The organism is Microbacterium alkaliflavum (assembly GCF_044325405.1).
GTDB lineage: Bacteria > Actinomycetota > Actinomycetes > Actinomycetales > Microbacteriaceae > Microbacterium > Microbacterium alkaliflavum.
In genome coordinates this window covers 966,861-979,604 of sequence record NZ_JBIQWL010000001.1, presented here as the reverse complement: position 1 = coordinate 979,604, position 12,744 = coordinate 966,861, and the positions used below count along the sequence as shown (strand labels likewise).

Genomic DNA, 12,744 nt, shown 5'->3' with positions numbered 1-12,744 from the left:
GGATCCTCCGGGATCCGGCGCGGCGAGGGGCTGGCCGGATGGATCTTCACGGCGCCCGTGATCATCATCCTCGGGCTCTTCCTCTTCGTCCCGGTGCTCATGGCGCTGTGGGTGAGCTTCTCCGACTGGAGCGGCCGAGGCAGCCCCTTCTCCTCGCGCGTCGGGTTCGTCGGTTTGGAGAACTACGCCGCGGTGACGACCGGCGGCGGCCTGACCGAGCGGAACTTCGGGATCGCACTGCGCAACAACGCCTGGTACGTCGTCCTCGTCGTGCCGCTCCAGACGGCGCTCTCGCTCTTCCTCGCCGTGCTCGTGAGCCGGGCCGTGCTGCGCGGGCGCGGGTTCTTCCGCACCGCGTTCTATTTCCCGTCGATGACGAGCTCGGTCGCCATCACGATCCTGTGGCTGTTCCTGTTCAGCGCGACGGGGGTCGTCAACGAGGTGCTCTCGTGGATCGGCATCCACGGACCCAACTGGTTCCAGGATCCGCGCGGCATCATCCATGCGGCCCTTGGGCTGGGTCCACTCGGCGGCCCCGACTGGATGGTGCAGAACAAGTTCCTCGGCATCTCGTGGTGGGAGTGGTGGGCCGGACCCTCCTTCGCCATGTTCGCCCTGATCCTCATGGCGGTCTTCACGACGAGCGGAACCTTCATGCTGCTGTTCGTCGCGGCGCTCCAGAACATCGGCGGCGAGCTCGGCGAGGCGGGCATGATGGACGGCGCCAACGCGTGGCAGCGGTTCTGGTACATCACGCTCCCCCAGCTGCGGCCGACCATCTTCACGGTCCTGACGCTCGGCCTCATCGGCTGCTGGCAGGTGTTCGACCAGATCTACACCGGCACGCAGGGCGGCCCTGCCAAGACGACCCTCACGCCCGCCTACCTGTCGTATCAGGCGGCGTTCGAGAACCAGAAGTGGGGACAGGGCTCGGCGATCGCCTTCATCCTGTTCCTCATCATCATCGTCTTCACGATCTTCCAGCGCTGGGTGCTCCGCGAGCGTCCGGTGTCGAAGCGCCGCATCCGCCAGTACGAGGTGAAGGGCCAGCCGACCGTGCCGCCCGCACGGACCGCCGAACGGACGAAGGAGCCGACGCCATGACCATGACACCTGTCACCCCGACGGCGGTCGGAGACACCGCCGTCGTGGCACCGCAACGCCCGCCGGCCCGCCGTCGACGGTTCACGGTGAGATCGGTGGGCGGCCAGGTGCTGCTCTATCTCGTGCTCGTCGCCTTCTCGCTCATCTACATCTATCCGTTCCTCGTACAGGTGGCGACCTCGTTCAAGACGGATGCCGAGGCCACGGCCGACCCCATCTCGCTCATTCCCACCGTCTGGTCGTTCGCGGCCTATCAGCTCCTCTTCAACCGCAGCGACTTCCCGCTGTGGTTCGCCAACTCGGCGATCGTGACGATCTTCGTGACCCTCGGGCGCGTGTTCTTCGTCTCGCTCGCGGGCTACGCCCTCGCCCGGCTCCACTTCCGCGGCCGCGGCGTGATCTTCGCCGTCGTCGTCGGGGTCATGGCCGTGCCGGGGGTCGTGCTGCTGATCCCGAAGTTCCTCGTCCTGAACCAGATCGGCATCTACGACTCGTACGCCGGCATGATCCTGCCGCTGCTGGTGGATGCCGCGGGGGTTTTCATCATGAAGAACTTCTTCGAGTCCATCCCGGTGTCGGTCGAGGAGCAGGCGCGGATCGACGGCGCAGGCTCGTTCCGCCTCTTCTGGTCGGTCGTGCTGCCGATGGCGCGGCCCGCGCTCATCACGATCATCATCCTGTCGTTCCAGGGCTCATGGAACGAGCTGAACCACTTCATCGTGTCGACGCAGTCGCCCGCGCTCACGGTGCTGACCAAGGGTGTCGCATCGCTCGCCTCGGGCCAGTTGAGCCAGGGCAACCAGTTCCCGATCAAGCTCGCGGCGGCCGCCATCATGACGATCCCCGTCGCGGTGATGTTCTTCATCTTCCAGAAGCGCATCATGAACACGAGCGAAGGGGCGGTGAAGGGATGACGGAGCCGTCGGCGCACCCGCTGCAGCCCCTGCTCAACGACTCGGTGATCGCATTCCGCGCACCGACCCAGGTGTGGTCCGCGGCATCCGGCGATCTGGGTGTCGCGCCCATCCACGGGATGTATCACGGCGACCTCCGCCCTGTGCGCGAGGCGGTCCTCACCTGCGACGGCGCTTCTCCGGAGTGGATCTCGATGTCGCCCGACGGTCCGTCTCGGATCGTGTTCGGCGGGCTGCTCCGCGCGCTCGACGACCCGTCGCCCGACCCCAGGGTCCGCCTCCTCCGCGAGCGCGAGGTGGCCGACGGCGCGGTCGGAGAGACGATCACCCTCGTCTCCCGCGTCGCGCACGACATCGACACCACTCTGCTGCTGCGTGTCGTCCCCGATTTCGCCCCGATGCAGGAGGTCAAGGCCGGCACCGCATCCACTCGCCCGTGGCAGGCGTCGGGAGCCGTCGGCGTCGGTGCGCCGTTCACCGTGACCTCGGGTGCGCACTCGTTCACGGTGTCGGCACCGGAGGCGCAGCCTCGCATCGACGGCGACGCGCTCGTCCTGATGTGGGACGCGCACGTGGCCGCCGGCGAAGCCGTGTCGGTGTCGTGGTCGCTCTCGTTCGACGACCCCTCTCTCGTCGTCCGAGGGGTGATCGACCCGGCGAACGCCGTCGCTCCGACGTCGGACGCGCCCCGCGATCCCCGGATCGACCGGTGGCTCGACGGCGCGCTCGGCGACCTCGACGCGCTGCGGCTCGCGCTGCCCGATCACCCCAAGGACGAGTTCTACGCCGCCGGCGCGCCGTGGTTCTTCACCCTCTTCGGGCGCGACTCGCTGTGGGCGGCCCGCCTCGCACTGCCCGTCGACGTGGGGATGGCGGCATCCACTCTGCGCGTCCTCGCGCGGCTGCAGGGCGACCGCGTCGACGCGGCGACCGCGCAGCAGCCCGGCAAGATCCCGCACGAGCTGCGCAGCGCCCCGCTGTCGCTGCCCGGCGAGGACGTGCTGCTCCCTCCCCTCTACTACGGCACTGTCGACGCGACGCTGCTGTGGGTGTGCCTGCTCGCCGAAGCCCTGGATGCGGGGATGCCGCGGGACGAGGTCGCCGCGCTGGTGCCGTCGCTGCAGCGCGCGCTGTCGTGGATGACGGACTACGGCGACGGATCGGGGCACGGGTTCATCGACTACATCGACGAGACCGGGCACGGCCTCGCCAACCAGGGCTGGAAGGACTCCGGCGACTCGATCCAGTGGCGCGACGGCACGCTCGCGCGCGGCCCCATCGCCCTGTGCGAAGTCCAGGGGTACGCCTACGAGGCCGCGCGCCGCGGCGCCGACCTGCTCGACGCGCTCGGCGAGTCGGGCGGCGACGACCTGCGGTCGTGGGGTGCGGCCCTGCGCGAGCGCTTCCGATCCGCGTTCTGGGTCGAGACACCCGAGGGCCGCTACCCCGCCATCGCCCTCGACGCCGATCAGCGCCCCGTCGACACGCTCACGAGCAACATCGGCCATCTGATCGGCACCGGCATCCTCGACCCCGAGGAGGAGTCGCACGTCGCCTCTCTGCTGCTCGGCGCGTCGATGTCGTCGGGGTTCGGCATCCGCACCATGTCGACAGGCGCCGCAGGCTACTGGCCACTGAGCTACCACGGCGGAAGCGTGTGGCCCCACGACACCGCCATCGCGGTGCATGGGATGACGCGGGCCGGCCTTCACGACGAGGCGCTGCAGGTCGTCGACGGACTGCTCGCGTCCGCCGAGGGCTTCGCGTTCCGGGTGCCCGAGCTCTTCTCGGGAGACCCGGCGACCGACACGGCGACGCCTACTCCGTATCCGGCGGCGTGCCGGCCGCAGGCGTGGTCGGCGGCGGCGGCGGTCACGTGCGCCGAGGCGGTGCGCGCCGCGCGGGTCAGTCGACCTTCGTGACGGTGCCGTCGGTGAGGCGGATGAGCTCGTCGTAGGTCATCGGAACGACGGTGTGCGGCGTGCCGCCCGCCGTCCAGATCTCGGGGTAGTTCGCGAGGTCCGGGTCGATGACCGTGGTCAGCGGCGACGGATGCCCTGTCGGCGCCACGCCGCCGATCGCCTGGCCGGTCGCCTCGCGCACCTGCTCGGGCGTCGCCCGCTGGATCTTGCCCCGGCCGAGCCGTTCGGCGAGCGCGCGCGTGTCGACGCGGTGCGCGCCGCTGGTCATGACGAGGAGCGGCTCGTCGTCCGACCAGAACACGAGGCTGTTCGCGATGGCGCCGACCTCGACTCCGAGGGCCTCGGCCGCGAGCACGGCCGTGGAGGCGGCATCCGGAAGCACGACGATCTCACCCGTGATGCCCGCATCGCGGAGCGAGTCGTGGACGAGGCGGCTGCGGGCGGGGAGGTGCGCGGTCACCGGCTCAGCCTAACGGCGCGCGCCTTCCGGCCCGATCGCGGCCGGGTTCTCGGCCGCGCAGCGTCTCAGCCGCGCGCGATGATCTCGCCGTGCGGCATGAAGAACCAGCCGTCGTCGGAGGCCGCCCACTCGCGCCATCCCGCGGAGATGCGCTCGAGGCCCGCCTGGTCGGTCACGCCGTGCTCGACGGCGTGCTGGGCGAACAACGAGTGGAGCGCGCGATCGGCCCACGAGCCACCCCACCATTCGCGTGCGTCGGGCGACTCGAAGAGCCAGAACGACGCCGACGGCTCGACCACGGCGAAGCCGGCCTCGCGCGCCCAGGCCTTGAGGCGCCGACCCGCCGCGGGCTCCCCCGACACGAGTCGGTGCACGCGCAGGTAGACCTCGTGCCACTCGTCGAGCCCCGGCACCTCGGGGTACCAGATGACCCCTTGGTAGTCGACGTCGCGCGCCGCGACGAGGCCCCCGGGTGCGAGGACGCGCCGGAACTCGCGCAGCGCCTCGACGGGCCGCGAGAGGTGCTGCAGCACCTGGTGCGCGTGCACGATGTCGTAGGTGCCGGGCTCGGCCTCGAGCGCGTAGGCGTCGCCCGTCACGAACTCCACATTGCCGACGCCCCGGTCGGCGGCGAGCACCGTCGCCTTCGCGACGACGTCGGCGGCGGCATCCAGCCCCGTCACCTCGCCGGGCGCGACCCGCTCGGCGAGGTCGACGGTGATGGTGCCGGGCCCCGATCCCACGTCGAGCACGCGGAGCCCCGACCGCAGGTGCGGCACGAGGTATGCGGCGGAGTTCGCGACGGTGCGGCGCTCGTGCGACCGCAGCACGCTCTCGTGGTGGCCGTGGGTGTAGTGCTCGGGCATGTTCCGACAGTAGCCCGCCGCCGCACTCGGCGCGGTGCGTAAATGGTGCCTCACAGGAGCCTCCCGCACTGCGCAGAATGCGCAACACCCTGGCGGGGAGTTGAACACTCCGTCATGAGATGGTGCAATGGAGAGTGGATGCCGCAAAGCCGCGTCATCCGCCGAGCACTGCCCACAAGGCCCGCCGAAAGAGGATCGCGATGTCGCATCACCTGCCCCTGCCCGACTTCCTGCACGAGCGCGTGGAGGTGATCACGGGACGACGCAGCGGCCTGTTCATCGCCGTCGCCCTCCACTCCTCGGTGCTCGGCTCCGCCCTCGGCGGCGCCCGCCTGTGGACCTATGACCACTGGAGCGACGCCCTCGGCGACGCCCTGCGCCTCTCCGCCGCCATGACCCTCAAGAACGCCGCCGCCGGCCTCGACGCGGGCGGCGGGAAGTCCGTCATCCGCCTGGAGCCCGGCATGACGCTCGACGCCGAGCGACGCCGCGCCGCGTTCCTCGACCTCGGCGACGCCGTCGAGTCGCTGCACGGCCTGTACCGCACGGCGGAGGACGTCGGCTCCACGACGGAGGACATGCTCGTCGTGAGCGAGCGCACCGAGCACGTCGGGGGCCTCCCCGACGCCGTCGGCGGCTCGGGCGAGCCGGCCGGCCCCACGAGCCTCGGTGTCTACGAGTCGCTCCGCGCCACGCTCGAGCGCGTGACGGGGTCTGCCGATGTCGCAGGCCGTCGCGTCACGATCGCGGGCCTCGGCCAGGTGGGCAGCCGCCTCGCGGTACGGCTCGCCGCTGAAGGCGCGCGCCTCGCCGTGACGGACGTCAACCCCGCCAAGCGGGACCTCGCACGCGAGCTCGGCGCCGACTGGGCCGAGGCGGGCACGGAGCACCTCATCCCCGCCGACGTCTTCGTGCCGGCCGGCATCGGCGGAGTCCTCACCGACGACGTCATCGACGCGCTCGACGCGAAGGCCGTGTGCGGACCCGCCAACAACCCGCTCGCCTCGCACGAGGGCGCCGACCGCCTCGCCGCGCGCGGCATCCTGTACGCCCCCGACTTCGTCGTCAACGCGGGCGGGGTCATCTACCTCGACCTCGAGGCGAAGCACCTCGGCACGCGCGCCCAGATCATGGACCGCGTCGCCGCGATCGGCGACACCGTGCGGCGCATCTTCGACGAGGCCGAAAGCCGCGGCGTGACGCCACTCGAAGCCGCGGAGGGACTCGCGGCCGAGCGCCTCGCCCACGGCGCACACCACGGCGCACACGCGCTCGCCTGATCGCTCGACGAAGCACCGACGCTCGGTGCCCCCGGTGTCATTCCGGGGCAACGAGCGTTCGCTGTCGGTGGAAGCGGATCAGAGACCTGCCTGCGCCACGCCGAACTCCGCCTCCGCCTGGGAGAAGCCGTCGAACACGAGCTGGTCGATCAGACCCTGCCGAGAGAAGGGCTTGACGTCCAGATGGCTCTGCGCCTTGAGCGCTGCCTGCGCATTCCAATCCGGCGCGATGTAGTCGACCGCGAAGGTGGCGTCCTCGGTAGAGAAGTCGTTCAACTCGAGCTGATCGATGAGGCCGCTGCGGCTGAATGCCATGACGGAGAGGTAATCCCTGGCCTTCGCGACGGCCTGTTCGTGTCCCAGCGTGAGGGTGGGCTTGGGACGCTCGGCAGCAACCGTGACCGTGGCACCCGAGTCGACCTTCTCCCCGGCGGCGGTCGTCTGGCCGGTGATGACCCAGTCATTCCCGACACCGTCAGGCGCTGCGAGCTCGAGCCCCAGCACCTTGAGCTGCGTGCGGGCACGTTCGACCGTTCGACCGGTGAGTTCGGGCACGACCACACTCGCAGCCGCCTGCTCCTCAACCGTCTGGGACGGGCTGGTCCCCGGCTTCTCCGAAGCCGCCTCCGCTCCGCCTCCCATCGCGAGGGCGATGCCGCCGATGGCAAGCAGCGCGCCCGCGACCGAGCTCACGACGGTGAGTCCCCCAGTCCTGTCGGCCACGGCTCCCCCCTTGATCAAGGCCGTCTACGGGCACTCTATGTGCTTGCTATAGCTACTGTATAGGCGTTATAAGCGATCTCTCAGTCTGCTCCTGCATCAGTCGGCATCGACATCAGCGCCACCACGGGTCGTACGGTGCGACTGAGTGCCACTGTCTCCGGGACTCAGTCGCACCGCCGAAGCGCACTGTGCGAGGATGGTCCCGCTCGGCACCGCTGCCGGCGAATCGCACGATGAGTCAAGGGAGAAGCCTCGTGTTCGAAAGCCCGTACCCCGACGTCGATATCCCCGACGTCAGCGTCTACGACTACCTCTTCGGGTCGCTCACCGCCGATGAAGCCGCCCGCATCGCGCTCATCGACCCCGCGACGGCCGCTGAGACGACCTACGGCGCACTCCGGGCTCAGGTCGACGCCTTCGCGGGCGCCCTCGCGGCCCGCGGTGTCGGCACCGACACCGTCGTCGGCCTGCTCTGCCCCAACGTCCCCGCGTTCGCGACGGTGTTCCACGGCATCCTGCGCGCGGGCGCCACCGTCACGACGATCAACTCCCTCTACACGGCCGGCGAGATCGAGAAGCAGCTGAAGGATGCCGGGGCCACGTGGCTCGTGACGGTGTCGCCCCTTCTCCCCCAGGCTTCTGCCGCCGCCGAGGCGATCGGCATGCCGCACGAGCGGGTCATCGTGCTCGACGGCGCGCACGGCCACCTGAACCTCCGCGGACTGCTCATGGAGCAGCACGCCGCCCCCGAGGTCACGTTCGACCCCGCGACGCATGTCGCCGTGCTCCCCTACTCGTCGGGCACGACCGGTGTGCCCAAGGGCGTCATGCTGAGCCATCGCAACCTCGTCGCCAACGTGCAGCAGTCGCGCGTGAACATCGACCTCAAGGAAGACGACCGGGTGCTCGCCGTGCTGCCCTTCTTCCACATCTACGGCATGACGGTGCTGCTCAACCTCGCGCTGCGCCAGCGCGCGAGCCTCGTGACGATGCCGAAGTTCGACCTCGTGGAGTTCCTCACGAACATCCAGAACTTCGGCTGCACCTACCTCTACATCGCACCGCCGATCGCGGTCGCGCTGGCGAAGCATCCCATCGTCGACCAGTTCGACATCTCGAGCGTGCACACCGTCTTCTCCGGCGCCGCACCGCTCGACGGTGAGACGGCCGAGCACGCGGGCGCCCGCATCCACGCCCGCATGATGCAGGGCTACGGCATGAGCGAGTTGAGCCCCGTGTCGCACGCGATGCCGTGGGACCGCGACGACATCCCCGTGAGCTCTGTGGGAACGATGCTGCCCAACCAGGCGTGCAAGCTGATCGACACCGAAACCGGCGAGGAGATCACCGAGCTCGGAGAGGGCGGCGTGACACGCCCGGGCGAGCTGTGGATCAAGGGCCCCAACGTCATGCTCGGCTATCTCAACAACCCGCAGGCGACCGCCGACACGCTCGACGCCGACGGATTCCTGCACACCGGCGACATCGCCGTGTACCACGAGGGCGGCTACTTCTCGATCGTCGACCGCGTGAAGGAGCTCATCAAGTACAAGGGCTACCAGATCGCTCCCGCCGAGCTCGAGGCTCTGCTCCTCGGTCATCCGAAGATCATGGATGCCGCCGTCATCGGCGTGCTCGACGACGACAAGCAGGAGATCCCGAAGGCGTTCATCGTGGCCGCGCCCGACTCCGGCCTGACGGCCGACGAGGTCATGGCGTTCGTCGCCGAGCACGTCGCTCCGCACAAGAAGGTGCGCCGGGTCGAATTCGTCGAGGCGATCCCGAAGTCGTCATCGGGCAAGATCCTGCGCAGGGACCTGCGGGCGCGCGAGCTGGCGAACGCCTGACGCGCTCCTACTTGTCGCCCCGGCTGGATGGGTGCAGTCTGGCGTGGTCCGGTGGGGGGCCGCCGGAGGCCGGGGGCAGAGATGCAACCATTCGTCGAGTTGCAGGTCGGTGGCGGGCTGCGCGGCGTCACGAAGCTCAAGTGGCGTGAATGGCCGACGCGTTCGTGGCTGAGCTGGGTGATTGCGGCACTGTTCGTGGGGACCGCCGGCCTCGTCTGCTATCTGCTGGCACCCTCGGCCGACGAGCTCCCCGAATGGGCGCGCATCGTGCGGCTCGTGGGCCTCGGCGTCCTCGTCCTGTTGATCGCCGTGCGTCTTCTGCTCGAGGCGACCGTGTCCAAGACTCTCCCTGGCGAGGCGCCCCCGGGTGACCGCAAGTTCGCGGATCCGTGGTGGTCGACGATCCACACGACGACCGGTGTCGTTCTCGGGCTGTGGCTCATCCCGTTCCTCGTGGTCGCGCTGCTCACGATGCTATGGGAGGTGCTGGAGATCAGCGTTCCCGGGTTCGGCGACGAGGAGATCAACGGCAACCGGATGTTCGACATCCTGCTCGCGTGGACGGGATGGCTCGTCGCCGGCCTCATCATCGCGCTGGGGACCGATCTCGCGCTTCGGCTCATCTGACACAGGGATGCCCCAGCCACGGCGGCTGGGGCATCCCTGTGTCTGCGGAGGTCGTCCCGATCAGGTCTTCGCGGCTTCCTCGGGCTCGTCCTCGGGCTTGGCCACCACCTCTGCGGGGAGGTTGCGCGAGAGCATGAGCGAGAGCACGAGGAGGCCGAAGACGATGAACAGGGCCTGCTTGAGCGCGTCGACCTGCGAATCCGCATAGTCCTGCGCAACGGCGGTCGCGACCTCTTCCGAGCCGCCGGCGTCGAGCACGATCTGCTTCGCCTGGTCCTCCGAGATGATCGGGACGCCCTGCTCGAGGGCGGTGTTCACCTGCGCCCGCGTGTCGTCATCGATGGTCGCGTTGTGCGCGACGGCCGACGCGAATCCGGACGCGAGCAGCATGATGAAGATCGAGCCGACGATCGCCGTGCCGAACGACGAGCCGAGATTCTGGAAGGTGCCCTGGAGGCCGCCGACCTCGGAGGTGTCGTCCTTCGAGACGGCGTTCATGTTGACATTGCCGAGCTGCGAGGCGAGGAGGCCGAAGCCGGCGCCGATGACGAACATGCCGATCGGGAACGCCCAGCCCGACAGTTCGGGCCCGATCGCGATGAGTACGAACAGCATGCCGACCGCCATCGTCGCCTGACCCGCGCGGGCGATGTACTTCGCCGAGCGGCGCGAAGTGAGCCACGACCCGACGATCGAGCAGAGGATGAGGCCCGCCGACAGCGGGAGGATCTTCAGGCCGGTCTCGAGGGCGTTGAAGCCCAGGATCGTCTGGAGGTAGACGGGGACGACGAAGAACAGCGCCGCGATCGCGAAGTACTGCACGAGGAAGCCGGCGAGGCCCCCGCGGAGGGCGGGGATGCGCAGCATGCTGACCTTGAGCAGCGGGTTCCTGCCGGCGGCTTCGAGCTTGGCCTGGCGCTTCAGGAACCACCAGAGCACGAGGATGCCGCCGATGATGAGGTACGTGACAGGCGAGACGCCGAGCGGCGCGAGCTCGACACCGTTGATCTCGGGCGGGTTGAGCGGCACGAACCAGCCCCACGTCTTGCTCTGCAGCACGCCGAAGACGAGGAGGGCCATACCGCCGGCGGAGAGGATGACGCTCAGGAGGTCGATCTTGAGCTTCGGGTCGTTCGGCACGTCCTTGATGCGGCCGGCGAAGATCAGCACGAGGATCATGACGACCGTCTCGGCGAAGAAGACCACGCGCCACGAGGAGTACGTCGTGAGGTAGCCGCCGATGAGCGGGCCGGCCGCGGCGGCGAGCCCGGTGACGGCACCGAGGATCGAGAACGCCGCGACGCGCGCCTTGCCCGTGTAGTTGATCGCGGCGAGAGCGGCGATGGCCGGGATGACGAGCACGGCGCCGAGGCCCTCGACGAGCGACCACCCGAACAGCAGCACCGTGAGGTTGGGGCTGAGGCCCGTCAGGAGCGAGCCGATGCCGTAGACGATCGACCCGATTGTGAATGCGCGCTTGCGACCCCATTTGTCGCCGAGCTTGCCACCCGTCAGCATGAACGCCGCCATCGTGAGCGCGTAGAACGTGATGGCCGCCTGCAGACCCGTGATCGTCGTGCCGAGGTCATGGGCGACCTGCGAGATCGACACGTTCATGACGGTGCTGTCGAGCACCATCACGAACTGCGCCACGGCGAGGATGACGATGACGAGCCAGTTCTTCATGGGGCGAAGATAGCGCCGAACCGCGCCGATTCCGTGCAGCGCCTACCCGAAACGGGTGAGCGGTTTCTGACGGCGTCACCGCCGGGAATGGGAAAAACCCCCGACGAGCGGGGGTTTCTCTCGGTGGACCTGAGGGGATTCGTCCCCACCGCTCCTCCACGCGCCGCTTCGCGTCGCGCGGAGCCTCTGCGGCGTGGGCCCGCCCAGGGGTTCGAATCGCTCTGTACACGACGAAACGAGGAAGGGCGCCCGCAAAGCGGACGCCCTTCCTCGTTTCGTGGACCTGAGGGGATTCGAACCCCTGACCTCTTCATTGCGAACGAAGCGCGCTACCAACTGCGCCACAGGCCCTTGAACCTCAGAAACACTATCACGCCGGATGGGGCGGGCCGAATCGGGGCGGGCTCACTGGCCCGACGCGCGACGCTCGAGCAGCCGACGCACGTGGGCCTCGATCTCGGCGTCGTCGACGTAGCCCATGCGTGCGAACTCGGACGACGCCGATTCCTCGCGCGCGCGGCGCGCGGCGTCGATCGACGGCGGGCGCTGCGCCTCGGCGCGGGCCCGCATGGCCTCTTCGCGTGCCGCCTCGCGCAGCGCCTCCCGGGCGTCCACGGCATCGAGCACGGCGGCCGCACGAGAGCCTGCAGAGGCCGTGAGCGGCCGCGGAAGCTCGCGCGGCGCCCATCCCCGCTCGTCGGCGAGAGCCACGTCCTGCAGCTCGGCAGGCTCGCGGGTCGCGGCATCCACCGTGTGCACGACGGCTGCGCGACGGCCGACCCGCGCCATGCGGCGAAGCAGCACGACGCACACCGTCATGAGGCTGACGCCCCACGCGAGCACGGCCCAGCCGCCGGTCGCGACGAGATCCCAGATGCCTGTCGCAATGAGGCCGAGCGACGCGAGGGCGATCGAGGTGGTCATCAGCCGCGCACGGCGACGTGCACGGGCGCGGCGCGCCGCGGGAAGGTCTCGGGCGATGGCGAGGGCCGCACGGGCCTCCTCGAGCCGCGCCTGGTCGAGCTCGACCTGTGTGCGCTTGGCGAGGTCCTCCTGCTCCGCGAGGGCGCGTCTGGCGAGCCGCTGCTGCGCGAGGGCTGTGCGCGCATCGAGTTCGAGGCGCACCTCCTCTGGCGCCTCGCTCGTCTCGGCGAGCACGCGCAGGGCCTGGTTGAGCCGCACGGCGTTGCGCTCGGTCGCGTCGAACTGACGCCGACTCGCCCACGACGGGAGCAGGTAGACGAGCCACAAAAGGGCCGCAACGAGGACGATGACCCCTCCGCCCAGCACCTGCCCGCCCATGGCATCAAAGGTA

Annotated in this window: 11 protein-coding genes and 1 tRNA gene; 6 read left to right on the top strand and 6 right to left on the bottom strand. The window is 69.5% G+C overall.

The window, feature by feature from the left end; translation table 11 throughout:
- From ACH3VR_RS04195 to ACH3VR_RS04185, 3 genes are all read left to right on the top strand, one after another.
- Nucleotides 1-1,104 (top strand): carbohydrate ABC transporter permease (locus tag ACH3VR_RS04195; RefSeq protein ID WP_396639485.1); only part of this gene is annotated, 1,104 nt, incomplete at its 5' end.
- Between the two features lie 2 nt (nucleotides 1,105-1,106).
- Nucleotides 1,107-2,018, top strand: a complete 912-nt coding sequence (locus ACH3VR_RS04190) for a carbohydrate ABC transporter permease (RefSeq protein ID WP_396639653.1) — start codon at nucleotides 1,107-1,109, stop codon at nucleotides 2,016-2,018.
- Nucleotides 2,015-3,940 carry a glycogen debranching N-terminal domain-containing protein gene (locus ACH3VR_RS04185; protein ID WP_396639484.1) on the top strand — a complete coding sequence of 642 codons (1,926 nt, stop codon included), beginning with the start codon at nucleotides 2,015-2,017 and terminating at the stop codon, nucleotides 3,938-3,940. Before ACH3VR_RS04190 ends, ACH3VR_RS04185 begins: the two co-directional genes overlap by 4 nt.
- Here the strand turns inward: ACH3VR_RS04185 and ACH3VR_RS04180 are convergent.
- A complete protein-coding gene (locus ACH3VR_RS04180) occupies nucleotides 3,924-4,400 on the bottom strand; it encodes a YbaK/EbsC family protein (RefSeq protein ID WP_396639483.1) in 477 nt (158 codons plus the stop codon). The genes ACH3VR_RS04185 and ACH3VR_RS04180 overlap by 17 nt on opposite strands.
- A 65-nt stretch (nucleotides 4,401-4,465) precedes the next feature.
- A complete protein-coding gene (locus ACH3VR_RS04175; protein ID WP_396639482.1) occupies nucleotides 4,466-5,266 on the bottom strand; it encodes a methyltransferase domain-containing protein in 801 nt (266 codons plus the stop codon).
- A gap of 200 nt (nucleotides 5,267-5,466) precedes the next feature.
- Here ACH3VR_RS04175 and ACH3VR_RS04170 point away from each other — a divergent pair, with 200 nt between their 5' ends.
- Entirely contained in the window at nucleotides 5,467-6,546 is a 1,080-nt protein-coding gene (locus ACH3VR_RS04170; RefSeq protein WP_396639481.1) for a Glu/Leu/Phe/Val dehydrogenase family protein, read from the top strand.
- 78 nt (nucleotides 6,547-6,624) lie between these two features.
- Here ACH3VR_RS04170 and ACH3VR_RS04165 read toward each other — a convergent pair whose 3' ends face one another.
- Nucleotides 6,625-7,269, bottom strand: coding sequence for an Ltp family lipoprotein (locus ACH3VR_RS04165; RefSeq protein WP_396639479.1), 645 nt, complete (start codon nucleotides 7,267-7,269; stop codon nucleotides 6,625-6,627).
- 254 nt (nucleotides 7,270-7,523) lie between these two features.
- On the opposite strand from ACH3VR_RS04165, the gene ACH3VR_RS04160 reads away from it, so the two are divergent.
- Entirely contained in the window at nucleotides 7,524-9,116 is a 1,593-nt protein-coding gene (locus tag ACH3VR_RS04160; protein WP_396639478.1) for an AMP-binding protein, read from the top strand.
- An 81-nt stretch (nucleotides 9,117-9,197) separates the two neighbouring features.
- Complete coding sequence (locus ACH3VR_RS04155; protein ID WP_396639477.1) at nucleotides 9,198-9,743, top strand: hypothetical protein; 546 nt, start codon at nucleotides 9,198-9,200, stop codon at nucleotides 9,741-9,743.
- Between the two features lie 60 nt (nucleotides 9,744-9,803).
- On the opposite strand, the gene ACH3VR_RS04150 is transcribed toward ACH3VR_RS04155, so the two are convergent.
- The 3 genes from ACH3VR_RS04150 to ACH3VR_RS04140 form a co-directional block, all read right to left on the bottom strand.
- A complete protein-coding gene (locus tag ACH3VR_RS04150; RefSeq protein WP_396639476.1) occupies nucleotides 9,804-11,429 on the bottom strand; it encodes an MFS transporter in 1,626 nt (541 codons plus the stop codon).
- Between the two features lie 278 nt (nucleotides 11,430-11,707).
- Nucleotides 11,708-11,780, bottom strand: a tRNA-Ala gene (locus tag ACH3VR_RS04145).
- Nucleotides 11,781-11,834: 54 nt separating this feature from the next.
- Nucleotides 11,835-12,731: a large exoprotein gene (locus ACH3VR_RS04140; protein WP_396639475.1), complete on the bottom strand. Its 897-nt coding sequence runs from the start codon at nucleotides 12,729-12,731 to the stop codon at nucleotides 11,835-11,837.
- Nucleotides 12,732-12,744: the final 13 nt, after the last annotated feature.

Bases quoted from the DNA above. Each gene is read 5' to 3' on its own strand.
- ACH3VR_RS04140 (WP_396639475.1), bottom strand. From the start codon at position 12,731: ATGGGCGGGCAGGTGCTGGGCGGAGGGGTCATCGTCCTCGTTGCGGCC.
- ACH3VR_RS04155 (WP_396639477.1), top strand. From the start codon at position 9,198: ATGCAACCATTCGTCGAGTTGCAGGTCGGTGGCGGGCTGCGCGGCGTC.
- ACH3VR_RS04170 (WP_396639481.1), top strand. From the start codon at position 5,467: ATGTCGCATCACCTGCCCCTGCCCGACTTCCTGCACGAGCGCGTGGAG.
- ACH3VR_RS04185 (WP_396639484.1), top strand. From the start codon at position 2,015: ATGACGGAGCCGTCGGCGCACCCGCTGCAGCCCCTGCTCAACGACTCG.
- ACH3VR_RS04175 (WP_396639482.1), bottom strand. From the start codon at position 5,266: ATGCCCGAGCACTACACCCACGGCCACCACGAGAGCGTGCTGCGGTCG.
- ACH3VR_RS04190 (WP_396639653.1), top strand. From the start codon at position 1,107: ATGACACCTGTCACCCCGACGGCGGTCGGAGACACCGCCGTCGTGGCA.
- ACH3VR_RS04150 (WP_396639476.1), bottom strand. From the start codon at position 11,429: ATGAAGAACTGGCTCGTCATCGTCATCCTCGCCGTGGCGCAGTTCGTG.